This window comes from Catenuloplanes niger (genome assembly GCF_031458255.1).
Taxonomy (GTDB): domain Bacteria; phylum Actinomycetota; class Actinomycetes; order Mycobacteriales; family Micromonosporaceae; genus Catenuloplanes; species Catenuloplanes niger.
In genome coordinates, this window is sequence record NZ_JAVDYC010000001.1 from 6,562,772 (window position 1) to 6,585,984 (window position 23,213).

Annotated in this window: 23 protein-coding genes and 1 tRNA gene; 13 read left to right on the forward strand and 11 right to left on the reverse strand. The window is 72.4% G+C overall.

Annotated features, from left to right (window positions below; genetic code table 11):
* Window positions 1-248: 248 nt before the first annotated feature.
* The 3 genes from J2S44_RS29160 to J2S44_RS29170 form a co-directional block, all read right to left on the reverse strand.
* Entirely contained in the window at window positions 249-623 is a 375-nt protein-coding gene (locus tag J2S44_RS29160; protein ID WP_310420419.1) for a hypothetical protein, read from the reverse strand.
* Between the two features lie 508 nt (window positions 624-1,131).
* Complete coding sequence (locus J2S44_RS29165; protein WP_310420421.1) at window positions 1,132-1,551, reverse strand: organic hydroperoxide resistance protein; 420 nt, start codon at window positions 1,549-1,551, stop codon at window positions 1,132-1,134.
* 5 nt (window positions 1,552-1,556) lie between these two features.
* Entirely contained in the window at window positions 1,557-1,988 is a 432-nt protein-coding gene (locus J2S44_RS29170; protein WP_374728028.1) for a MarR family winged helix-turn-helix transcriptional regulator, read from the reverse strand.
* Window positions 1,989-2,080: 92 nt separating this feature from the next.
* Here J2S44_RS29170 and J2S44_RS29175 point away from each other — a divergent pair, with 92 nt between their 5' ends.
* From J2S44_RS29175 to J2S44_RS29205, 7 genes are all read left to right on the forward strand, one after another.
* Window positions 2,081-2,683 carry a nucleotidyltransferase family protein gene (locus J2S44_RS29175; RefSeq protein WP_310420425.1) on the forward strand — a complete coding sequence of 201 codons (603 nt, stop codon included), beginning with the start codon at window positions 2,081-2,083 and terminating at the stop codon, window positions 2,681-2,683.
* Between the two features lie 28 nt (window positions 2,684-2,711).
* Window positions 2,712-3,206 (forward strand): 2-oxo-4-hydroxy-4-carboxy-5-ureidoimidazoline decarboxylase, encoded by a 495-nt coding sequence (gene uraD, locus J2S44_RS29180; RefSeq protein ID WP_310420427.1) that lies wholly within the window; start codon window positions 2,712-2,714, stop codon window positions 3,204-3,206.
* Entirely contained in the window at window positions 3,203-3,541 is a 339-nt protein-coding gene (gene uraH, locus J2S44_RS29185; protein WP_310420430.1) for a hydroxyisourate hydrolase, read from the forward strand. The genes uraD and uraH overlap by 4 nt, the downstream gene beginning before the upstream one ends.
* Before the next feature lie 2 nt (window positions 3,542-3,543).
* A complete protein-coding gene (gene pucL / locus J2S44_RS29190; protein WP_310420432.1) occupies window positions 3,544-4,377 on the forward strand; it encodes a factor-independent urate hydroxylase in 834 nt (277 codons plus the stop codon).
* A 112-nt stretch (window positions 4,378-4,489) separates the two neighbouring features.
* A complete protein-coding gene (locus tag J2S44_RS29195; RefSeq protein WP_310420434.1) occupies window positions 4,490-5,254 on the forward strand; it encodes a pectate lyase in 765 nt (254 codons plus the stop codon).
* 227 nt (window positions 5,255-5,481) lie between these two features.
* Window positions 5,482-7,026, forward strand: coding sequence for a M28 family metallopeptidase (locus tag J2S44_RS29200; protein ID WP_374728029.1), 1,545 nt, complete (start codon window positions 5,482-5,484; stop codon window positions 7,024-7,026).
* A 27-nt stretch (window positions 7,027-7,053) separates the two neighbouring features.
* Window positions 7,054-7,662, forward strand: coding sequence for a DedA family protein (locus tag J2S44_RS29205; RefSeq protein WP_310420438.1), 609 nt, complete (start codon window positions 7,054-7,056; stop codon window positions 7,660-7,662).
* Window positions 7,663-7,927: 265 nt separating this feature from the next.
* On the opposite strand, the gene J2S44_RS29210 is transcribed toward J2S44_RS29205, so the two are convergent.
* Window positions 7,928-8,428 carry a pyridoxamine 5'-phosphate oxidase family protein gene (locus tag J2S44_RS29210; protein ID WP_310420441.1) on the reverse strand — a complete coding sequence of 167 codons (501 nt, stop codon included), beginning with the start codon at window positions 8,426-8,428 and terminating at the stop codon, window positions 7,928-7,930.
* Window positions 8,429-8,535: 107 nt separating this feature from the next.
* On the opposite strand from J2S44_RS29210, the gene fdh reads away from it, so the two are divergent.
* From fdh to J2S44_RS29230, 4 genes are read left to right on the forward strand one after another with little or no spacing between them, the layout of a single operon-like run.
* Window positions 8,536-11,796, forward strand: a complete 3,261-nt coding sequence (gene fdh / locus J2S44_RS29215) for a formate dehydrogenase (RefSeq protein ID WP_310420444.1) — start codon at window positions 8,536-8,538, stop codon at window positions 11,794-11,796.
* Window positions 11,789-12,790, forward strand: a complete 1,002-nt coding sequence (locus tag J2S44_RS29220) for a 4Fe-4S dicluster domain-containing protein (RefSeq protein WP_310420446.1) — start codon at window positions 11,789-11,791, stop codon at window positions 12,788-12,790. The genes fdh and J2S44_RS29220 overlap by 8 nt, the downstream gene beginning before the upstream one ends.
* Window positions 12,787-14,094: an NrfD/PsrC family molybdoenzyme membrane anchor subunit gene (gene nrfD / locus J2S44_RS29225; protein ID WP_374727917.1), complete on the forward strand. Its 1,308-nt coding sequence runs from the start codon at window positions 12,787-12,789 to the stop codon at window positions 14,092-14,094. Before J2S44_RS29220 ends, nrfD begins: the two co-directional genes overlap by 4 nt.
* Entirely contained in the window at window positions 14,091-15,149 is a 1,059-nt protein-coding gene (locus tag J2S44_RS29230; RefSeq protein ID WP_310420448.1) for a Gfo/Idh/MocA family oxidoreductase, read from the forward strand. Before nrfD ends, J2S44_RS29230 begins: the two co-directional genes overlap by 4 nt.
* A gap of 46 nt (window positions 15,150-15,195) precedes the next feature.
* Here J2S44_RS29230 and J2S44_RS29235 read toward each other — a convergent pair whose 3' ends face one another.
* Both J2S44_RS29235 and selD read right to left on the reverse strand, forming a co-directional pair.
* Window positions 15,196-15,915 (reverse strand): PRC and DUF2382 domain-containing protein, encoded by a 720-nt coding sequence (locus J2S44_RS29235; RefSeq protein ID WP_310420450.1) that lies wholly within the window; start codon window positions 15,913-15,915, stop codon window positions 15,196-15,198.
* A 115-nt stretch (window positions 15,916-16,030) separates the two neighbouring features.
* Window positions 16,031-17,026 carry a selenide, water dikinase SelD gene (gene selD / locus J2S44_RS29240; protein WP_310420451.1) on the reverse strand — a complete coding sequence of 332 codons (996 nt, stop codon included), beginning with the start codon at window positions 17,024-17,026 and terminating at the stop codon, window positions 16,031-16,033.
* A gap of 38 nt (window positions 17,027-17,064) precedes the next feature.
* On the opposite strand from selD, the gene J2S44_RS29245 reads away from it, so the two are divergent.
* Window positions 17,065-17,160 (forward strand) — tRNA-Sec (locus J2S44_RS29245).
* 23 nt (window positions 17,161-17,183) lie between these two features.
* On the opposite strand, the gene J2S44_RS29250 is transcribed toward J2S44_RS29245, so the two are convergent.
* The 5 genes from J2S44_RS29250 to selA form a co-directional block, all read right to left on the reverse strand.
* Window positions 17,184-17,660 carry a hypothetical protein gene (locus tag J2S44_RS29250; protein WP_310420453.1) on the reverse strand — a complete coding sequence of 159 codons (477 nt, stop codon included), beginning with the start codon at window positions 17,658-17,660 and terminating at the stop codon, window positions 17,184-17,186.
* The gene (locus tag J2S44_RS29255; protein WP_310420455.1) at window positions 17,657-18,271 is read right to left on the reverse strand and encodes a hypothetical protein; all 615 of its coding nucleotides are present in this window, start codon (window positions 18,269-18,271) and stop codon (window positions 17,657-17,659) included. Before J2S44_RS29255 ends, J2S44_RS29250 begins: the two co-directional genes overlap by 4 nt.
* Window positions 18,272-18,387: 116 nt before the next feature.
* Entirely contained in the window at window positions 18,388-19,035 is a 648-nt protein-coding gene (locus J2S44_RS29260) for a hypothetical protein (protein WP_310420457.1), read from the reverse strand.
* 400 nt (window positions 19,036-19,435) lie between these two features.
* Window positions 19,436-21,187 carry a selenocysteine-specific translation elongation factor gene (selB, locus tag J2S44_RS29265; protein ID WP_310420459.1) on the reverse strand — a complete coding sequence of 584 codons (1,752 nt, stop codon included), beginning with the start codon at window positions 21,185-21,187 and terminating at the stop codon, window positions 19,436-19,438.
* Complete coding sequence (gene selA, locus J2S44_RS29270; RefSeq protein ID WP_310420461.1) at window positions 21,175-22,452, reverse strand: L-seryl-tRNA(Sec) selenium transferase; 1,278 nt, start codon at window positions 22,450-22,452, stop codon at window positions 21,175-21,177. Before selA ends, selB begins: the two co-directional genes overlap by 13 nt.
* Window positions 22,453-22,603: 151 nt before the next feature.
* Here selA and J2S44_RS29275 point away from each other — a divergent pair, with 151 nt between their 5' ends.
* On the forward strand, window positions 22,604-23,092 hold the full coding sequence (locus J2S44_RS29275) for a CAP domain-containing protein (RefSeq protein ID WP_310420463.1): 489 nt from the start codon (window positions 22,604-22,606) through the stop codon (window positions 23,090-23,092).
* Window positions 23,093-23,213: the final 121 nt, after the last annotated feature.

Sequence of the window (23,213 nt, forward strand, 5' to 3'; positions counted from 1 at the left end):
CATTCGGTAGAGGCCGGGCCCGGGCACCCGGTGCCCGAAATTTCATGTTATTTACCCGGGCGGTTGATGCGTCGTCGGCCGACGTGCGGGTACGGCGCGGAGCGCCGACGCTCAAGGATCATTGACCGATGCGAAAAGTGGCCAGGAGGCCGACATCGACCTCCTTTTCGCATCGGTCAATGATCCGCAGCATGATCGCGCAGGTGGCCGGTCGCCGCACGTAGGTCGGTCTCCGCTTGCGTAACGGATCACCGTTCCGTCAGCGTGGCGGTGACGTCCGGCGGCGTTGCCGCCGTTTGCTGCGCGGGCGCCGTTTGCTGCGCAGGCTCTGTTTGCTGCCGTGCCGCGTTGCCGCTGTTTGCCGCGCGGGCGCTGTTTGCCGCGCAGGTGCCCTCTGCTGCGCAGGCGCTGTTTGCTGCCGTGCCGCGGAGGCGCTGTTTGCCGCCCAGGCGCTGTTTGCCGCCCAGGCGCTGTTTGCTGCCGTGCGGCGGAGGCGCTGTTTGCCGCCCAGGCGCTGTTTGCTGCCGTGCGGCGGAGGCGCTGTTTGCCGCCCAGGCGCTGTTTGCCGCCCAGGCGCTGTTTGCTGCCGTGCGGCGGAGGCGCTGTTTGCCGCCCAGGCGCATTGCCGCCCAGGCGCTGTTTGCTGTGCAGGCGCCGTCTGCTGTGCAGGCGCTGTTTGCTGCGCAGCGCAGTTTGCCGCGTTGCCGCTGTTTGGCGCGTTGCCGCCGTCTGCCGCGCAGGCGCTGTTTGCCGCCGTGCGCGCAGGCGCAGTTTGGCGCGTTAACGCAGCTTCCCGCGGAAAGAGCCGCGTGGGGGAGCTTGCAGTGTCGCCGCAGCTCGCCACGTGGGAAGGCCCGCGTGCGGAAGGCCTGCCGTGCGGAAGGCCCGCTGTGCGGGAGGGCCCGCCGCGCGGCCGCGACTCGCCGCGTCGGCATTCGCCGCTCCGGAAGAAGCGACCCGCGACAAGGCGGGACCGGCGCCGGAGAGGCACCCGCCATGACCGAAATATCGCACAAAGACGACGTCGGCCAGGCGTGCGTCCATCGCGACCGCGGTGGACGGCCGGCATCCGTCAGCTGCACGCCTCCCTGACGCGTCCTCCCCCGCCGTGGCGGGGGAGGACGCCGCGCGTCAGACGTGGACGATCTCGACCGGGATGTTGCCGCGGACCGCGTTGGAGTAGGGGCAGAGCTGCTCGGCGGCGTCGGTGAGGGTCTTGGCGGCGGTGGCGTCGAGCGTCGGCAGCGACACCTCGAGCGTGACCGTCAGGTCGAGGGCGGGGCGGTCGGTCGCGCGGACCAGGCCGACCTTCGCGTTGACCGTGGACGCGCCCAGGTCGAGCTTGTCCTTCCGGGCGACCGCCCGCATCGCGGAGTGGAAGCAGGCCGCGAACCCGGCGGCGAACAGCTGCTCCGGGTTGGTGGCGCCGCCGGCGCCGCCCAGCTCCTTCGGCGCGGCGACCGGGAAGTCGATCAGACCGTCGGTGGACGCGACCGCACCGTTGCGCCCGTCGCCGGACGAGGTGACCTCGGCGGTGTAGATGGCCGACATGTGCCTCACTCCTTCGTACCGTTGATGGTGTTCGTGATCTTTTCGAGGGTCCGGTGCAGCTGGACGTACTCGTCGAGCGAGATGCCGAGGCCGCCGGCGATCGTCATCGGGACGGCCGCGCACTCGGTGCGCAGCTCGCGGCCGGCGTCGGTGAGCCGGACCTCGACCACCCGCTCGTCGGTGGCGCGGCGGGCACGGTGGATGAGCCCGGCCGCCTCGACGCGCTTGAGCATCGGCGAGAGCGTGCCGGAGTCGAGCCGCAGCGCCTCGCCCAGTTCCTTGACCGTGACGGCGTCGTCCGGCCGCTCCCAGAGCACCAGCAGCACCAGGTACTGCGGGTAGGTCAGGCCGACGCGGTCGAGCAGCGGCCGGTAGAGGTCGGTCACCGCGCGCGACGCCGAGTAGAGCGCGAAGCAGAGCTGGTAGCGCAGGCCCATGCCGATCGCCAGATCATCCGTCACCCGGCAAAGGCTAGTACCCAATTAAATTGCGCACAACCTAAAACACCGCCGCGGGTACGCTGACGCGGGTGAGCCACGTCGCAGGACTCCTGCTCGCCGCGGGCGCGGGCCGCCGCTACGGCATGCCGAAGGCGCTCGTCACGCTCGACGGCGAGCTGCTCGCCGACCGCGCCGTCCGCACGCTCGCCGGCGGCGGCTGCGACTCCGTGCTGGTCGTGCTCGGTGCGGCCGCGGCCGAGGTGCGCGCCCGGGCCGCGCTGACCGGCGCGGACGTGATCGTCAACGACGACTGGCCGGCCGGCATGGGCTCGTCGCTGCGCGCCGGGCTGACCGCCCTGGCCGCCCGGCCCGCGGTGGACGCGGCGCTGGTGCTGCTGGTCGATCTGCCGGGCATGACCGCGGCCGCGGTCCGCCGGCTGGTCGCGGTCGCCGGCCGGGACGCGCTGGCGATGGGCGGCTACGGCGATCACCGCGGCCATCCGGTGCTGCTCGGCCGCGACCACTGGGACGGCGCGGCCGCGCTGGCGGACGGCGACGTCGGCGCCCGGCCCTACCTGCGCGCGCACCGGGACGCCGTGCGCGTGGTGCCGGTCGGCGACGTGGCGTCGGACGAGGACCTGGACGTCCCCGTCGTTTCCGGCACGCAAAATGACGATCAAAGTGCTTCATGATCGATGCCCGGGCTGATTGACTGTCCGGGTGACGCTCGCCGAACTCAACGCGCTGCCGGACGACCGGGCGCGCGCGGAGCTGCGCACCTGCTGTGCCTCCAGCCGGTGGGCGGCCGAGGTCGCCGCGCGCCGGCCGTACCCGCGGCTCGATGCGCTGCTGCACGTCAGCGACGCGGCGCTGGCCGTGCTCGGCTGGTCGGACGTGCTGGAGGCGCTGGCCGCGCACCCGCGGATCGGGCAGCGCGTCACCGGCGGCGACCGGGAGAGCGCCTGGTCGCGGCGCGAACAGTCCGGGATGGACACCGCACCCGAGGACGTGCGCGCCGCGCTGGCCGAGGCGAACGCGGCGTACGAGGAACGCTTCGGGCACGTGTTCCTGATCTTCGCGAGCGGCCGGTCCGACGTGGAGATGCTGGCCGCGGCGCGGGAGCGGCTCGGCAACGACGAGGCGGCCGAGCGCCGCGTGGTGCACGGCGAACTGACGAAGATCGTACGGCTGCGGCTGGAGAGGCTGTTCGGATGATCGAGTACGCGAGCATCTCCACGCACGTCCTGGACACCGTCTCCGGCGAGCCGGCCCGCGGCGTCTACGTGCGACTGGAGCGGCGCGACTCGGACGGCTGGGCGATGGTCGCGGAGGGGCACACCGACGGCGACGGGCGGTTGCGCGAGTGGGCGCCGGTCAACGCGTGGCAGGCGGGCGGCTACCGGCTGGTCTTCTACGTCGATCCGTACCTGGGCGGGAACGCGTTCTTCCCGGAGATCACGGTCGCGTTCCACGTCCACGACCCGAAGCGGCATTATCACGTGCCACTGCTGCTCAGCCCGTACGGATACACCACCTACCGAGGGAGCTAGACGTGGCGATCGTGCTCGGGCCGAACCGGTACGGCAAGGCGGAGACCCGGGTCGTGCGGGTGACCCGCGCGGCGGACGGCACGCACGCGCTCACCGACCTGAACGTGAGCGTGGCGCTCTCCGGCGACCTGACGGACACGCACCTGACCGGCGACAACGCGCACGTGCTGCCGACCGACACGCAGAAGAACACGGTGTACGCGTTCGCGAAGCAGCACGGGATCGCGTCGCCGGAGGCGTTCGGGCTGCTACTGGCGCGGCACTTCACGTCGTCGCAGGAGACGATCACGGGCGCGCGGGTGGACCTCGAGGAGTACCCGTGGAACCGGCTCGGGCCGCACTCGTTCTCCCGGGAGGGGTCGCTGGTCCGTACCGCGTCGGTGGAGGTCTCGGGGTCCGCGGAGACCGTCTTCGGCGGGCTGACCGGGCTGACGCTGCTCAACTCGACGGACTCGGAGTTCGCCGGCTTCATCCGGGACGACTACACCACGCTGGCCGAGACGTCGGACCGGATCCTGGCCACGGCGGTGGACGCGCGGTGGCGCTTCCCGGCTGTCGACGCGGACTTCGACGCGGTCTTCGCGGCCGCCCGGGACGCCCTGATCGACGCGTTCACCGGCACCTACAGCTACTCGCTCCAGCAGACGCTCTTCGCGATGGGCAAGGCGGTGCTGGAGGCCTGCCCGGACCTCTCGGAGGTCCGGCTGCGCCTGCCGAACAAGCATCACTTCGTGGTGGACTGCACGCCGTTCGGGCTGGACTCCGCGCCCGAGGTGTTCCACGCGGACGACCGCCCGTACGGCCTGATCGAGGGCACGGTCGTCCGGGATGACTGATTTAGGCTTTTCTTAAGTCTGCCACCCGGATCAAACCGGTGCCGGTCCCGCCGCGTGCGACATGACAGGACCGGGCATCGGTGGGATGGCCGGCGGACGCGGAGGCTTGACCATGACGGGTGCAGTGCGGCGGAAGCTGGTCGTTGCGGCGGTGGCCGTGCTCGGGGTGGGCGCCGCGGTGGCGACCACGACGTTGGCCTCGGCGGAGACGCCACCGGCCACCGGCGAGCAGGTGGTGACCGAGTCCATCCAGGTCGACGGCGTGTTCGACGGCGAGAACCGGCGGTTCACCGGCGGCGGTGACCTCGGTGGCGGCGGCCAGGAGGAGGGCCAGGACGCGCTCTTCGAACTCGCCGACGGCGCCACGCTGACCAACGTGATCCTCGGCGACCCGGCCGCGGACGGTGTGCACTGCGCCGGGAGTTGCACCCTGCGCAACGTGTTCTGGGAGAACGTGGGCGAGGACGCGGCCACGTTCCGCGGCGAGAACGCCACCGTGCTCATCGAGGGCGGCAGCGCCACGGGGGCGGACGACAAGGTGTTCCAGGACAACCGGGGCGCGGGCGGGTCCGTCACGATCCGCGACTTCGAGGTGTCCGACTTCGGCAAGCTCTACCGTTCCTGCGGCAACTGCTCGACGCAGGCGCCGCGCACCGTGACGATGGAGAACATCACCGCGACCGCGCCCGGTGACACGCTCGCCGGCGTCAACGCGAACCTCGGCGACCGGCTGACCATCGACGGGGCCACGATCGTCGGCGGCGAGATCTCGCTGTGCGACCTGTTCGAGGGCAACGACACCGGCGACGAACCGACGAAGATCGGCGCGGGACCGGACGGCGAGACGTGTGTGGCCACCGGTGTCGTACAGCGGTGATATGACGCTCGTGTGATGCGTTTTCCCTGTTCACGGCGGGAATGAGCAGCATCTGAGGAATCGACGCCCGGCTGTTGCGTGCCGGGCGGGGTGTGGGGAGCCTCGCGGGAGCGCCCGCCGGATCACGGCGGGCGGCCCGCGTTCCCTACACCCCCGGGGAGATCCTCTTGCTGCACCAGCGAACGTCGCGGCGCCTGGCGATCGCCGCCGCGCTGCTGATCCTGCCGATGACCGGGCCGGCCACCGCCCACGCCGCGCAGCCGACCGCTGCCGCCGCGCCGCCCGCCGGCCCCGCTCGGCCGGCCACCGACCCCGCTCGGCCGGTCACCGATGTCCGGCCGGCCGCGGCGCCGGACATCAGCGTCGCCGCCGTGAAGGCCCACCTGAGCCAGCTGCAGTCGATCGCCACGGCCAACGGCGGGAATCGCGCGCACGGCCGGCCGGGCTACCTGGCCTCGGTCAACTACGTGAAGGGCCGGCTGGACGCGGCCGGCTTCAGCACGGTCGTGCAGTCGTTCACCTACGGCGGCGCCACCGGCTACAACCTGATCGCGGACTGGCCCGGCGGCGACGCGCACGACGTGCTGATGGTCGGCGCCCACCTGGACAGCGTGGCCGCGGGGCCGGGCATCAACGACAACGGCAGCGGGTCGGCCGCGATCCTGGAGACCGCGCTGGCCGTCGCGCAGACCGGCTCCGCGCCCGGCCGGCACCTGCGGTTCGCCTGGTGGGGCGCGGAGGAGCAGGGGCTGCGCGGATCGACCTACTACGTGAACAACCTGTCCGCGGCCGCGCGAGCGCAGATCACCGGGTACCTCAACTTCGACATGGTGGGCTCGCCGAACGCGGGCTACTTCGTCTACGACGGCGACAACTCCGACGGCACCGGTGCCGGCCCCGGACCGGCCGGCAGCGCGGAGATCGAGTCGGTGATCGAGGACTACTTCGCCGGCATCGGCGTGCCGACCCGGGGCACGGACTTCGACGGACGCAGCGACTACGGGCCGTTCATCGCGCGCGGCATTCCCGCCGGCGGCACGTTCACCGGCGCGGAGGGCACGAAGACCAGCGCGCAGGCCACGCTCTGGGGCGGCACCGCCGGGGCCCGCTTCGACCCGTGCTACCACGCGGCCTGCGACACCACCAGCAACATCAACGACACCGCGCTGAACCGGAACTCGGACGCGATCGCGTACGCGGTCTGGACCCTCGCGGCCGGCGACGGCGGAACGCCCGGCACACAGGTGTGGGCGGACGGCTTCGAGACCGCGACCGGCTGGACCGTGAACCCGGCCGCGGCCGACACTGCCACGTCCGGCACCTGGGAGCGCGGCACCCCGGGCGCGGCCAGCTCCGGCGTCGCCACCCAGCTGACCGCGCGGACCGGCACGTACGACCTGGTCACCGGCGCCGCCGCGGGCAGCAGTGCGGGCGCGGGTGACGTGGACGGCGGCATCACCAGCGTCCGGTCGCCGGCGATCACGCTGCCGTCGTCGGGCACGCTCACGCTGTCGTTCGCGTACTACCTGTCGCACCTGAACAACGCGTCCAGCGCCGACTACCTGCGGGTACGCGTGGCCGGCACGACGACGGCCACGGTGCTGACCGTGAGCGGCGCGGCCACGAACCGGGCCGCGTCGTGGGCGGTGGCGAGCACGGACGTCTCCGCGTTCGCCGGCCAGTCCGTGCGGATCATCGTCGACGCCGCGGACGCGTCCACCGCCAGCCTGGTCGAGGCCGCCGTCGACGATGTGCTGATCACCCAAAGTTGAGCCGATTTACCGGTACGGTCGGAAGTCGTGCACGATCTCGTGGACTGGCTCTCGACGCTGCCGCCGCTGGCCGTCGCCGCCGTCGTCATGCTCATCATCGGCGGCGAGAGCATGGGCATCCCGCTGCCCGGTGAGATCGCCATGGTCTCCGCCGCGCTCCTGTCGGTCAGCGCCGGCTTCAGCCCCTGGTACGTCGCGGTCGGCGCCGCCATCGGCGCGATCGTCGGCGACTCCATCGGGTACGCCATCGGCCGTCGCGGCGGCCGGCCGCTGCTGGTCCGGCTCGGCCGCCGCTTCCCGAGACATCTCGGCCCGCCCCACCTGGCCCGCGCGGAGAGCGTCTTCGCCACGTGGGGCGTCTGGGCGGTCTTCTTCGGCCGCTTCGTCGCGCTGCTGCGCATCCTGGCCGGGCCGCTGGCCGGCGCGCTGCACGTCCGCTACGGCAGGTTCCTGATCGCCAACGCCTCCGGTGGCCTGCTCTGGGCCTTCGGCACGGTCTTCCTGATCGTGTGGATCGGCGAGGCCGCCGAACGCTACCTCAAGGACTTCGCCTGGGGCGCGCTGCTCTCCGGCCTCATCATCACCCTCGCCACCACCGCCTGGATCCGCCACCGCGCCGAACGCTCCCCGGCCTGACCCCCACGCATGCGCTGTCCGGGCACGGAGCGCCCGGGCGCGGGAACGGACAGCACCGCGGCGGTACGCGCATCCGAGCGTCGCTGTCTCGCCCGCGGAGTGTGGCACCGCCGTACGTCGCGGGCCGGGGATCCGGCCCGGCCGCCGCGGAACCGGCAGGGAGGAGCGCCAGCGACGACCGGTGCCCGCGGGAGCACTCGGAAAGCGCCCACGCCGGAAGCGGGAAAACGATCCTTCGGGTCGGTGAACGGCGCCGTGCGGCGCGCTACGCGAACGTGTAGCGCGTCTGGGAGTACGGCGCCTTGGTGAACGCGAGCACCTTGACCGGCGTGAGTTCGTAGACCGGGGCGGCGTTGCCGTGGCCGGGGTCGGAGAAGGCGCCGTCGCGGACGACGAACGTCCAGTCCAGCTTCGACTGCCAGAGCGTGACCAGGTGGGTGAGGAGTCGTTCGTCGCGGGTGACGGCGGCCGTGCCCTCGACGATCACGTCGATGCCGGAACGGTACGCGTTGGTGCCGGTGGTGAGCGCGCAGGCGGGGTTCCCGGCGAGATTGATGGCCTTCTGCTCGTGGGCGCCGGTGCAGAAGTAGGCGCGGCCGTCCACCCACATCGCGGGCAGCGGCGCCACGTGCGGACGGCCGTCGGCGCGGACCGTGGCGAGCCAGGACATCTCGGACTCGACGAGCACGCGCTCGGCCTCGGGCCAGGGCAGCGGGGACGAGCCGGGCTCGCTGAACTCCGTGATGTGGGTGCCGGTGAGCGTCATGCCTACCGTCCTACCGGACGGGTACGACATTCTCGGCCCGAAAGGGTGGTTGCGGCGCCAAGATCGGGGTAGACAGGACGGAACCGAGCGACCGGGAGGTGAGTGCCGTGGGCGTGAAGACCTTCATCGAGGGCTGGCCCGTGTGGCGGCAGCTCACCGGCACCGACCCGCTCGGGCGCGGGCTCGCGGCGCAGTCCAGGCGCTCCAAGGAGCTCACCTCGCGCACCGAGACCGCGGACTCCGTGGCCAAGTCGGTCTGTCCCTACTGCGCGGTCGGCTGCGGCCAGCGCGTGTTCGTCAAGGACGGGCAGGTCACCCAGATCGAGGGCGACCCGGACAGCCCGATCTCCCGCGGCCGTCTCTGCCCGAAGGGCTCGGCCAGCAAGAGCCTGGTCACGAACCCGGACCGGCAGCGCACCGTGCTCTACCGCCGGCCGTTCGGCACGGACTGGGAAGAGCTCGACCTGGACACGGCGATGGAGATGATCGCCGACCGGGTCGTCGCGGCGCGCGAGCAGACCTGGGAGGACCGGGACGCGGCCGGCCGGCCGCTGAACCGCACGCTCGGCATCGCGAGCCTGGGCGGCGCCACGCTGGACAACGAAGAGAACTATCTGATCAAGAAGCTCTTCACCGCGATGGGCGCGATCCAGATCGAGAACCAGGCGCGTATTTGACACTCCGCCACCGTTCCCGGTCTGGGAACTTCCTTCGGCCGTGGCGGGGCCACCGGGTTCCAGCAGGACCTGGCGAACGCGGACTGCATCATCATCCAGGGCTCGAACATGGCCGAGGCACACCCGGTCGGGTTCCAGTGGGTGATGGAGGCGAAGAAGCGCGGCGCGACGATCATCCACGTCGACCCGCGGTTCACCCGGACCAGCGCGCTCGCGCACAAGCACGTGCCGATCCGGGCCGGTGCGGACATCGCGTTCCTCGGCGGCGTCGTGCGCTACATCCTGGACAACGAGCTCGACTTCCGGGAGTACGTGCTGGCGTACACGAACGCGGCCACGATCGTCTCCGGCGACTTCCAGGACACCGAGGACCTGGACGGGCTCTTCTCCGGCTACGACCCGGAGCACAACGTCTACGACCAGACCACCTGGGCGTACGAGGGACAGCGCGCGCAGGCCGACACCGAGGGGGAGGAGCACTCGGAGCGGGAGACCGCGTCCGGACTGCAGCAGGAGTCGCACGGCGAGCCGATCCCCGGCGGGACGCGCCGGGACGAGACGCTCCAGGACCCGCGGTGCGTCTACCAGATCCTCAAGCGGCACTTCGCGCGCTACACACCGGAGGTCGTCGAGAGCCTCACCGGCGTACCCCAGGCCGACTTCCTGCGGGTCTGCGAGGCCTGGACGCGGAACTCCGGCCGGGAGCGGACCACGGCGCTGGTCTACTCGGTCGGCTGGACCCAGCACAGCGTGGGCGTGCAGTACATCCGGACCGGCGCGATCATCCAGCTGCTGCTCGGCAACATGGGCCGGCCCGGCGGCGGGATCATGGCGCTGCGCGGGCACGCCAGCATCCAGGGGTCGACCGACATCCCCACGCTGTTCAACCTGCTGCCCGGCTACCTGCCGATGCCGGTCGCGGGCCGGCACGACACGTTCGACGAGTGGATCGACGGCATCCGGCACCCGGGCCAGAAGGGCTTCTGGGCGAACGCGCGCTCCTACGCGGTCAACCTGCTCAAGGCGTACTGGGGCGACGCGGCCACGGCGGAGAACGACTACGGGTACGGCTGGATGCCCCGGCTGACCGGCGACCACGGCACCTACCAGCAGGTCCTGAACATGATCGACGGGAAGGTCAAGGGCTACTTCCTGCTCGGGCAGAACCCGGCGGTCGGCTCCGCGCACGGCAAGGCGCAGCGGCTCGGCATGGCGAACCTGGACTGGCTGGTCGTCCGCGACCTGTACCAGATCGAGAGCGCCACGTTCTGGAGGAACGGGCCGGAGGTCGAGACCGGGGAGATCACGCCGGAGACCTGCCGGACCGAGGTGTTCTTCATGCCGGCCGCCAGCCACGTGGAGAAGGAGGGCACGTTCACCCAGACGCAGCGCCTCCTGCAGTGGCGCGAGAAGGCGGTCGACCCACCGCAGGACTGCCGCTCGGAGCTGTGGTTCTTCTACCACCTGGGCCGCATGGTCCGGGAGCGGCTGGCCGGCTCGACGCTGCCCCGGGACCGTGCGGTGCTGGAGCTGGCGTGGGACTACCCGGTGCACGGCGAGGAGCGGGAACCCAGCGCGCTCGACGTGCTCAAGGAGATCAACGGGTACGAGGTGGCGAGCGGCCGCCCGCTGTCCTCGTTCACCGAGATGAAGGACGACGGCAGCACGCTGGGCGGCTGCTGGATCTACACCGGCGTGTTCCGGGACGGGGTGAACCAGGCCGCCCGCCGCAAGCCGCGGTCCGCACAGGACGAGGTGGCCGCGGAGTGGGGCTGGGCCTGGCCGGCGAACCGGCGCACGCTCTACAACCGGGCCTCCGCGGACCCGGCCGGTGTGCCGTGGTCCCCCCGGAAGGCGTACGTCTGGTGGGACCCGGAGAAGGGCGAGTGGACCGGGAAGGACGTGCCGGACTTCGAGCGGACCAAGCCGCCGTCCTACCGGCCGCCGGCCGGCGCCACCGGGGTGGACGCGATCGCGGGCGACGACGCCTTCATCATGCAGGGCGACGGGAAGGGCTGGCTGTTCGTGCCGAGCGGGCTGATCGACGGCCCGATGCCGACGCACTACGAGCCGGCCGAGTCGCCGATCCGCAACCCGCTCTACCGGCAGCAGGGCAACCCGACCCGGAAGATCTACGTGCGCGCGGACAACGTGATCAACCCGAGTCCGCCGGAGGCGCACAGCGAGGTCTTCCCGTACATCTTCACGGTCAGCCGGCTCACCGAGCACCACACGGCCGGCGGGATGAGCCGCACGCTGCCGTACCTGGCGGAGCTGCAACCGGGCCTGTTCGTCGAGGTGTCGCCGACGCTGGCCGCCTCGCTCGGCCTGGCGCACATGGACTGGGCGCACCTGGTGACCGGGCGGTCCGCGGTGGAGGCACGGGTGTTCGTCACCGACCGGCTGCGGCCGCTGCGCGTCGAGGGACGGACCGTGCACCAGATCTGGCTGCCGTACCACTTCGGCGCGAACGGCGTGGTCACCGGCGACTCGACGAACGACCTGTTCGGCATCACGCTCGACCCGAACACGCTGATCCAGGAGAGCAAGATCGGCACGTGTGATCTGGTGCCGGGGCGGCGACCGACGGGTAAGGAATTGCTGGAGTACGTCGCCGACTACCGGCGCCGGGCCGGCCTGACCGATGACCACGTGACGCCGATCCAGACGACCGGGGATGACGATGGATAGCCTCTTGGGCCCCCAGGATGACAGCCTCTTGGGCCCCCGGGACGGCGGCCGCTCCGGCCGTATCGATGGTGGTGCTGCCGGTCCGGGGAGGAACAGTCTCTACGGTCCGCTGGATCCGGCGCCGGACGCCGGTTACGTCGACGCGCCGCCGCGGATGGGGTTCTTCACCGACACCAGCGTGTGCATCGGCTGCAAGGCGTGCGAGGTGGCCTGCAAGGAGTGGAACGGCGTGCCCGCGGACGGGTACGACCTGCTCGGCCAGTCCTTCGACAACACCGGCGGGCTGACCGCGAACTCGTGGCGGGCGGTGCACTTCATCGAGCAGCCGATGCCGGCCTCCGCTCCGGCCCCGGCCCCGGCTCCGGCCGCCGCGCCCGTCGCGCTGGGCATGCCGGGGCTCGGGCCGCCGGCCGGCACGGCACGGCCGGACTTCCGCTGGCTGATGATGTCCAACGTGTGCAAGCACTGCACGCACGCGGCCTGCCTGGACGTGTGCCCGACGGGCGCGCTGTTCCGCACCGAGTTCGGCACGGTCGTGGTGCAGGAGGACATCTGCAACGGCTGCGGCTACTGCATCCCGGCCTGCCCGTACGGCGTGGTCGACCAGCGCAAGGACGACGGCCGCGCGTGGAAGTGCACGCTCTGCTACGACCGGATCGGGGACGGGCTCACGCCCGCGTGCGCGCAGGCCTGCCCGACCGAGTCCATCCAGTACGGCGAGCTGTCCGAGCTGCGGCAGCGGGCCGCCGACCGGGTGGACGCGCTGCGGGCGGCGGGGGAGACCACCGCGCGGCTCTACGGGCACGACGAGAACGACGGTGTCGGCGGCGACGGCGCGTTCTTCCTGCTCCTCGACGAGCCGGAGGTGTACGGCCTGCCGCCGGACCCGGTCGTCACCACCCGCGACCTGCCTGCGATGTGGAAGCGCGCGGGCGTGGCCGCGCTGGCGATGGTGGGCGCGGCGATAGTGGCGTTCGCGGGGCGGTCCCGGTGAGCGCGGCTCCCGGCACGCCGGAGCGGGACGACGCGGCTCCGGGCACCGGCCAAGCCGCCGGTCCGGGCGCCGGTCAGCACGGTTCGAGCGTGGGTGCGGGCGGTTCGGGCGTGGGCAAGGCGGGGCAGGGCGTCGACCGGCGCGGTGAGCGGGACGTGGCCGGCCGGCCGGGACGCCGGGGTCGCTCGCGGTCCCGGGAAGAGATCATGGTGCCGGAGGCCGAGTTCCGGTCGTACTACAACCGGCCGATCGTCAAGGCCGCGGTGTGGAAGCACGACATCGCCGCCTACCTGTTCACCGGCGGGCTAGCGGCCGGATCCGCGCTGCTCGGCGCGGGCGGGGACGTCACCGGGCGGCCCGCGCTGCGCCGCGCCGGACGCCTCGCCGCGCTCGGCGCCATCGGTGCCAGCACATACTTCCTGATCGCCGACCTCGGCCGCCCGGCCCGCTTCCACCACATGCTGCGGATCGCGCGGCCGACCTCGCCGATGTCGATGGGCACCTGGATCCTCTCCGCGTTCGGCGGCGCGGCCGGGGTCGCCGCCGCGGCCGAGCTCGCCCCGGCGCTGCTGCCGGAGCGGGGACCGCTCGGCCTGGTCCGGCGCGCGATGCCGGCCACCGGACGCGCGGCCGGGCTCGCCGCCGCGGCCGTCGCACCCGCGCTCGCCACCTACACCGCGGTGCTGCTCGCGGACACGGCCACGCCGTCCTGGCACGAGGCGTACCCGGAGCTGCCGTTCGTCTTCGGCGGCAGCGCACTGGCCAGCGGCGCCGCGGTCGGGCTGATCGCGGCGCCGGTGGAGCAGAACGGCCCGGCGGCCCGGCTCGCGGTCGCGGGCGCGGTCATCGAGCAGATCGCGGCGCACCGGGTCGAACACGGGATGGGGCTGCTCAGCGAGCCGTACCGGCAGGGCCGCGCCGGGACGCTGCTGACGGTGAGCCGGGCGCTGACCATCGCCGGTACGGTCGGCGCGGTGCTCGGGCGCCGCAGCCGGGTGGTGTCCGCGCTCTCCGGGGCCGCGCTGCTGGCGGCCTCGGCGGCCACCCGGTTCGGGATCTTCGACGGCGGCGTGGCCTCGGCGCGGGACCCGAAGTACACGGTGATCCCGCAGCGGGCCCGGCTCGCGGCCCGCTCCGGTGACGCCTCCGGCCCTGGTGAGGTTGCGGATCGTGGTGAGGTTGCGGATCCCGGTGGCGGTGCGGGTTCCGGTGGGACGCCAGCGTCCGGTGGCGTCGCGATCACCGGCGGTGCGGTCCTCGGTGACCCCGGTAACGGTGCCGCCGACGACGACCCGCCGCGTTGACCACGACGTTCGCGCTGGTGGGGTTCGGTTTCCGGGCCGCCGCGCTGCATCGCGTCGCCGCCGCGCTCGACGGCCTGCACTGCGTCGGCGCGGTCGTCCGCTCGCCGCGCCCGCTGCCCGTACCCGCGTACGGGTCGCTGGACGAGTGCCTGACCGGCGCCCGGCCGGATTTCGTGATCACCGCGGTGCCGTCGCCGCGGAACCCGGACCTGATCACGGAATGTGTGGCGCGCGGCGTGCCGGTGCTGGCCGAGACGCCGCCCGCGCCCGACCCGGCCGGACTGCGCGCGCTCTGGGCCGCCGTGGGGCGGAGCGGCCTGGTGCAGGTCGCCGAGCAGTACCCGCTGATGCCCACGCACGCGGCCCGCGCCGCCGCGGTCCGGACCGGCGTCATCGGCACGCCCACCCAGGTGCACGTCTCCTCGACGCAGCTCTACCACGCGGTCGCGCTGATCCGCGGCCTGCTCGGCGCCGGCCACGCGCCCGCGACGGTCCGGGCCAACCGGACCGAGGCGCCGCTGCTGCACCCGCTGGACCGGGCCGGCTGGACCGGCGAGACCACGCCGCGCGCGGCCACCACCACGATCGCCACGCTGGACTTCGGCGACGGCCGGTCCGGGCTCTACGACTTCACCACCGGGCAGACCCGCAACCTGCTGCGGTTCCGGCGCCTGCTGGTCCGGGGCACGCACGGCGAGCTGCACGACGACGAGATCGTGCACCTGACCGGCCCGCGGGGGCTCGCCCGGACCGCGCTGTCCCGCCGGCAGAGCGGCCACGAGCTGGACCTGAACGGCTTCGACACCGAGTCGATCACGCTGGGCACCGAGGTGCTCTGGACCAACCCGTACGCCAGGCGGCGCTGGAACGACGACGAGATCGCCACGGCCGCGCTGCTCGACGCGACCGCGGCCTGGGTGCGCGGCGCGGGCCCGCCGCCGTACCCGCTGGCGGAAGCGGCCCAGGACCACCTGATCGGGCTCGCGATCGAGGAGTCGGCCGCGTCGGACCGCCCGGTGACGACGACCGTCGAGGCCTGGACCGCCGACCCGTGAGCGGGGCGCCCGCCACGACGGTGTGCCGGACGCCCCCTTGCGATACTCAGCGGCGACGGCGGTCCGGCAGGTCGGCCTCGATGCGCTCCTTACGGACCCGCCCGCCGACCGTCTCCTCGTCCTCGACGGTCTCCGTGCCGAGGCGGACCCGCTCGACCGGCACCGCCTCCGTGCGCACGACCGGGCGCTCCGCGTGCAGCGTCACCTCGTGCTCGGACTCGCTGATCGCCGGGCCGGCGAACGCGTCCTCCCGGTTCGCGTCCGTGATCGGCTCGCGTTCCAGCCGCACCTCCTCACGCTGCACCGGCACGGTGGTCCGCACATCCTCGGTGACCACGTACTTGCGCAGCCGCGCCGTGCCGGTCACGTGCCGTTCCGTACCCACGTCGAGCCGCTCCTCGGAACGGGTCATCGCGTCGCGGCCGCCACGGTGCCGGCCGGTGTTCTCACCCCCGGCGTAGTACGCGTACAGGCGCTGCACCTCGGCCTGGTCGAGCGGCTCGTCGGCGTCGCTCTCCACCCGCGGCGCCCCCTTGATCGTGGACTTGTCGAACGGCACGAACAGCTCCTCGCCGCGCAGCTCGGCCCCGCCGAGCGGGATCAGCGTGTCGCGCAGGCCGAACAGGCCGGTCCGCACGCTGACCCACTCGGCGCCGGTGCCGTCCGCCCCCGTCCACACCTGATCCACGGTGCCGACGCGGTCACCGTCCCGGTCGAAGACGGTGCGGCCAGGAAGGGAGTTCCAGTGCTCGGACGTGATGCTCATGGTTCCTCCTCGTATCGCCGTGCTCGTGTCCTCTCGGACGAACAGGCGATACCCGGGTTACACAGAGCGATTCAGTCGGACACGAAAGGTGACATGAGTGAGCGGTTCGCTCATGTCAGCGGACGATCAGCGTGCGTCCGTGCTGGTCAGCCGCGCGCAGCTCGCCGATCACCGGGTGTCCCGGGACCTCGCCCGCGATCAGCAGACCGCCGGACGTCTGCGCGTCCGCGAGCAGCAGCAGCTCGTCCTCGGGTACGCCGTCCGCGTCCAGGTGCGGCCGGACCCAGTCCAGGTTGCGCCGGGTGCCGCCGCTGACGAACCCGTCCGCGAGCGCGGCCCGCGCACCGTCCAGGTAGGGCACCGCAGACGCGTCCACGAACGCGGTCACACCACTGGCCCGGGCGAGTTTGTGCAGATGCCCGAGGAGCCCGAAGCCGGTCACGTCGGTGGCCGCGACCGCGCCCGCCGCCACCGCCGCCTCGGCCGCGTCCCGGTTCAGCATGGTCATCGCGGCCACCGCGTGCGGGAACGCCTCGCCGGTCGCCTTGTGCCGGCTGTTCAGCACGCCGACGCCGAGCGGCTTGGTCAGCGTCAGCGGCACGCCGGGCCGCCCCGCGTCGTTGCGCAGCAGCCGGTCCGGGTCGACCAGGCCGGTCACGGCCATGCCGTACTTCGGCTCCGGGTCGTCGACGCTGTGCCCGCCCGCGACCGGGCAGCCGGCCGACCGGGCCACGTCCAGGCCGCCGCGCAGCACCTCCGCGGCCAGCTCCATCGGCAGCAGGTCACGCGGCCAGGCCAGCAGGTTGATCGCGACGATCGGCGTGCCGCCCATGGCGTACACGTCGGACAGCGCGTTCGCGGCCGCGATCCGCCCCCAGTCGTACGCGTCGTCCACCACCGGCGTGAAGAAGTCCGCCGTGGACACCACCGCGCGATCCGCCCCGATCCGGACCACCGCCGCGTCGTCCCCGTCGTCCAGCCCCACGATCAGCTCACGCTCCGCGTCGTGCGGGGCGCCGCGCAGGCCCGCGACCACCGCTTCCACCTCACCCGGGGGAATCTTGCAGGCACAGCCACCGCCGTGCGCATAACCCGTCAGACGTACCGTCATGATCCGACTCTCGCACGCCCCTTGCTACGCTGCTCGCCGAAGGCGATCGAGTGGCTGGTGCCCTCCCCGATCTTCAAAATCGGTGTGACCGAGTCTCTCGGTCAGGCGGGTTCGATTCCCGTCCGCCTTCGCCAACCCCCCTGGGGCGGCTCGCCCGTCAGCTGCGGACGCTGAAGACGTGCGGTCCGGTTTCGCCGGCTCGCACCAGGCCGAGCGTGACGGCCGGCAGGCCCAACCGCACCGTCATCGTCTGCACGGCTTCGCGTACGAACGGAATCACCGAGATCACGGCGGTCTTCTCGATGAATCGCTGCACGAGTTCGCCGCTCAACTCCGCGCCCGCGAGCGCCTCGGTGAAAGCGAAGGTCTGGACCAGCGTGAGCCCGAGGCGCGCCACGTCGACGTCGCCGGTGGATCGCAGGACGGAGTCGAAGGACCACCGTAGCTGCATGGAGTCGTCATCTCGGCGGAAGTCGACATCGAGAACAGGGTCGAAGTCCCGGATCGCGCTCGAGGCGTAGTCGAGTAGTTCGCTGTGCCATCGCACCACCCGAATGTCGATCAGCTCGACTCCCTGGATGACGGTCCAGAGGTCGGAGTCGGTCTCCACCGGGCGGCTCGTCGTCTCCGTCATGTCGCATCGCTCGCATTCACGGATCTGCGCTCATGCCACGCCATGGCGTCTCGGTACTCCGCTCGTACGCCGCTGATGTGGCCGTCGATCTCCGGGCCGGAGGTGCCGGGGCTGCGTTCGAGCATCCTCATGGGGACGTGCGCGCCTCTCGTAGCCCGTTGCCATTCACGGTCGATCGGACCGATCACCCGGTGCAGAGACGCGTTGATCTCGGCGACCTGCGCGGCGGACAAGCTTTCCTCGTCGTCGTGCAGGTGGTATTGGCGGAGCCAATCGTTCACGACGGACCATGGCCACAGCCGCATCGAGCCACGCTCGCCGCCGCCGGCCGACCCGATCGGCGGCGGAAAGTCGCCGGGGCCGCGCCGCCCGTCGACCCACAGGCGAACGGCTTCTCTGGTGACCCCGACGCGCTTGGCGATATCGGACACGCCCACCACGTCCTGGTCCACCTCTGCCACGCGTGCGCCCGGAAGGCACGTAGCGATTTGTCGGGCGGCCTGCGAAGCGGCACCCACGGGATTGCCATTGGCGTGAATGATCGCCACGGTACGGCCGTCGACCTCGATCCAGGTCAGATGGTTCAGGTGTGCGCTGATCACATCGAACACATCATCATCGTCAAGATCTACGCCAGTGACACGCAGGGCGATCCGGTGCAAGGGTGTCCTCCCGGGTGCGTGGTCGTCTCGCGATGCTATAGCCAACGTTGGCATCTGCCAACACGTTACGGCGTTCCGTGTCCGAGCCGCAGCCGGACATCGGCAATACGCGTTCGGGTATCGGAGAGTCGTTCCCGGAGTGTGCCGACGATGGGGTCTTCGTGGTCGATCGCCTCCGCGACGAGACTGGTCGCCTCGTCGGTCCGCTGCTCCGCTCCGGCTACGTACGTGTGCGGTGCGCCGTCCGGAATGCCGCTCTCCGCCCCTCGAATCCAGCCTTTCTCCGTCAGGTGCCGGGCTTCGTCGTCGAATTCCTGCGCGGTGGCCATCACCCGCGCGACCTCGTCGGCGTTCCCGGCGGCTGTGTCCAGCAGCTCTTGGGCGCGCTGCCAGGCATCGCCCGCGATGCTCCGAGCCTCCTCGGCGTCCAGGAAATACTCCGCGGCGTCAAGAAGCCTGTCCGCGCCCGACAGGAGGTTGTCCGCGTAGGAAAGATCGACCGTGAGGTCGGCGAAGTGGTGCGGGCAGTCGCGGATCGCCCGAACGAGATCCTTCGCTCGTGCCTCGGGATTTCTCGGTGTGGTGTCAATTATGATCTTGCAAACCGCACCGCCTCGCTCTACGCGACGGCAGAACGCACGTCCGTAGCCGTGGCCGGCGGTCTCGCGCAGATGCCATCCGGCCAGCCGGGCATCTTTGAGCGCCTGCTTCATGGCCGGATGGAGGTCTCCGTCTCTGGGCCACCTGTCTTTCGGGCCGTGCCAGAGGTTGTCTCCGCCTCGTGGCGCCACGCGTCGACCTCGATTCGGAGGAATTGGACCGAACTGATCATGCCCTGAGCTTGATCGAGAATTTTAGCGTCCGGTCGGAGCGGGGTCCACGTCAAACACGTGTGCGAACGGCCAGTGGCGAGCGTCTCTATAAAACGCATGCTTGTGAGTCATTGGCAAAACACGTTGAGTGCCGATTATGGCGTTTGAGTGTCGACGCCGACTCGATGCGCCCGATTCCGCATCCGTCCGTGCAATTTGCATCAACGACATTCCCATCGGTGATTCGGATGTTGCCCCGGCGCCGTCGCGCGCAGCCGGTCCGCCACGATCGCGTCCGGCTTCAGGACGCGATGACGCGGCTGTTGTCCGGCAGCCGGTGGGTGATGCCGGTGCGGTCGAGCAGTTCCAGCAGCGGGACCGCGACGCGGCGGCTGCACCCGAGGGTCTGGCGGGCCGCGCTCACGGTGAACGGGCTCGCCACCGTCGTCAGGCGGCGGCGGGCCTCGTCGAGTGCGTCCGGCAGCAGGAAGACGTTGTCGGCGACGCGGAGCAGCAGGCCGGCGCGGACCGCGGCGGCGGCCTCGCGCCGGCCGAGGCCGATCTCGGCCAGCCGGGCGGCCTCGGGGGCGGCGAACGGGGCGTCGCGCAGGTCGTCGCGGATGGCGGCGACCATGCGGGCCAGCGCGGGCGGGACGCCGGAGTCGCCGGTGTGCACGCGGCCGTCGCGGTAGGACAGTGGCGGCGTGACCAGGGCCTCGACCAGCGCGATGTCGGGCAGGCCGAGGCGGTGGCGGAGCGCCTCGGCGGGGGCGCCGGGCTCCAGCGGGTGATCCTTCGCGTACGCGGTGGCCGCGTCGACCAGCCCGGCGCGCAGCGCGGACCAGTGCGCGGGGTCGGCCAGCCAGTCGCCGGCGACCGGCGGGACCGTGACCGGGACCCCGGTCCGCCGCAGGTCACCGCGCCGGATCAGGCCGCGGCGGCGCAGCTCGTCGTGCTCGTCCGGGACGCCGGTCATGGTGGCCAGCACGGCGGCGCGGGCGGCGGCGGCACCCCGGCGGCCGAGCGCGGGCGGGGCGACGTCGAGCACGGTGGCGCCGCCCAGCACGCGCGGGCCGGAACGGCCGGGGTCGCGCAGCAGCACCCGGTCGCCGACGTGCAGCGGCAGCGCGCGGGTGAGGCGCAGGCGCAGCGTGTCCGCGCCGAGCGGCCGGACCCGGGCCACGACCGCGGCGGAGCCGACGTGGACGGTGACGGACGGCGGCAGGTCCGCGACCGGGAACCCGTCCAGGCGCAGGTCCAGCTCGGTGGCCGGGGCATAGGCGCCCGGTGTGAGCAGCACCGTGCCGCGACCGGCCGCGTCCCGGTCGACGCCGCGCAGGTTGACCGCGACGCGCGCGACCGGGCCGACCTCGTCGGCGGACTCGCCGAGCGACTGCAGGCCACGGACCCGCACCGGGCGGCCGTCCAGGGACAGTTCGTCGCCGACGCGCAGCCGGCCGGCGCCGAGCGTGCCGGTGACCACGGTGCCGGCGCCGCGCACGGTGAACGCGCGGTCCACCCAGAGCCGTACCGGTGCCGTGGGATCCGGCTCGGGAAGCGCGGCGACCAGGGTGTCCAGCGCACGGCGCAGCTCCGCGAGCCCGAGACCGGTGGCGCCGCTGACCGCGACGGCGGGCACCGCGCCGAGCGACGACCGGGCGATGCGCGCACCCGCGTCCGCCAGCACCGGCGCGGGGTCCGCCAGGTCCGCGCGGGTCACGCAGAGCAGGCCGTGCCGGACGCCGAGCGCGTCCAGCGCGGCCAGGTGCTCCTCGGACTGCGGCATCCATCCGCCGTCCGCCGCGACCACCAGCATCGCGGCCGGGACCGGGCCGACACCGGCCAGCATGTTGGGCACGAAGCGTTCGTGGCCGGGCACGTCCACGAACGCGACGGTCTCCCCGGACGGCAGCCCGGTCCAGGCGAAACCCAGGTCGATGGTCATGCCGCGCCGCCGTTCCTCGGCCCAGCGGTCCGGCTCCATCCCGGTCAGCGCGCGGACCAGCGTGGACTTGCCGTGGTCGACGTGCCCGGCGGTCGCTACGACGTGCATGCGGTGTGCAACTCCGCGTCGCGGCTCCCCGGCACGCAGCGCAGGTCCAGCAGCAGCCGGCCGCGCTCCACCCGCCCGAGCACCGCCGGGTCGCCGAGGCGCAACCGCCGCGCGTACGCCTCGGGGAGCGACACCGCCCAGGACGGCAGCGTGTGTCCCGGCGCGCCACCGCCGCCCACGACGGACTCGGTGCCGGTGGGCACCGCGTCGACGCCGTCCGCCCGCAGCTTCTCGGCCAGCGCCTCCGCCCGGACCCGTAGCGCCTCCGGGTCCGCGCGCAGCGCGGCCAGCACCGGCACGTCCGGGTCGCGCAGCGTCGCCTCCAGCGCCGCCAACGTCAGCTTGTCCACCCGCAACGCCCGCGCCAGCGGGTGCCGCCGCAGCCGGTCCACGGTCGTCGCGTCGCCGAGCAGCAGCCCGGCCTGCGGCCCGCCGAGCAGCTTGTCGCCGCTCGCGGTCACCAGGGTCGCACCCGCGGCCAGCGTGGACGCCGCGTCCGGCTCGTCCGGCAGCCCCGGGTGCGGCGCCAGCAGCCCCGACCCGATGTCGGCCACGACCGGAACCCCGAGACCGGACAGATCATCCACGGGTACGGCCGAGGTGAACCCCTGGACCACGAAGTTCGACGGGTGCACCTTCAGCACGAACCCGGTGTCCGGCCCGATCGCGCCCGCGTAGTCGGCCACGGTCGTCCGGTTCGTCGTCCCGACCTCCCGCAGCCGGGCGCCGGTGCTGACGAGCAGGTCCGGCAGGCGGAACCCGTCGCCGATCTCCACCATCTCGCCGCGGCTGACCACGATCTCGCGCCCGGCGGCCAGCGCGGTCGCGGCCAGCACCAGCGCGGCAGCCCCGTTGTTGACCACGTGCACGCCGCCGGCGCCCGGCACCGCGGCCGCGAGCGCCGCCATCGCGGTCCGCCCGCGCCGGGCCCGCCGCCCGTCCGCGAGGTCGAGCTCCACGTCCGTGTACCCGGCCGCCTCCACCACCGCGCCGACGGCCGCCGCGGACAGCGGCGCCCGGCCGAGGTTGGTGTGCACGATGACGCCGGTCGCGTTGATCACCGGCCGCATGCCCGCGGCGGGCAGCGCGTCGACCGCGGCCCCGATCACGTCCTCCGGCGCGATCTCGCCGCGCCGGGCCCGCTCCTGCGCGGCCAGCACCGCGCTCTTCACCGCACCGCGCCCGAGCCGCGCGCCCGCGGCCACCAGCCGCGGATCGGCCAGCGCCGTGTCGGTCCGCGGAATCCGCCGCCGGAAGTCGGTCACCCCACGACCGTAGTACAGCGCCGAGCACCGGCAACCGGGCGGCTACCGAGGGCTTACGGGAGGGCACCCGGTCGATTCGTCAGTCGTGTGCCGGGGTCGCCGAATGGACGGGTGCAAGCGAAATACACATGCCGACAGAGATGAGAGTTTCTTGCGCCGCTTCGCCAGCCGGGTCGTCCTCGCCGTTCTCGCTCCCGCCGCCGCTCTGGGTATGACGCTCGTCGCTCCCGCGGCGTCGGCGTCCGCTGCTGTGGCGACGACGACGTTGGAGGCGCAGGTCGTGGCGTTGACGAACGAGGCGCGGGTGAAGGCCGGTTGCACGAAGCTGACCGTCAACGCCCACCTGGCCAAGGCGGCGCAGGCGTTCTCCAGGGACATGGCGGACAAGAACTATTTCAGCCACACGGGTAAGGACGGTTCGAACTTTGTGCAGCGGGCGAAGCGGGCCGGTTTCACCCGGACCGCGATGGGCGAGAACATCGCCTGGGGTTACCGGGACGCGCAGGGTGTGGTGAAGGGCTGGATGAACAGCCCGGGTCACCGGAAGAACATCCTCAACTGCAAGTCGACGCTGATCGGTGTCGGCGCGGCCCGTAACGCCAAGGGTGTCGTGTACTGGACCCAGGAGTTCGGCAAGTAATTCCGCAGACATGGGAAGGGCCCGGAGCGCACACCGCGCTCCGGGCCCCTTCGCGTCGGGACCGCACAGGCTCGGACCCGCAGAACCGGCCTTTCGGAAGCCACGGCGGGACCGGCAGGGA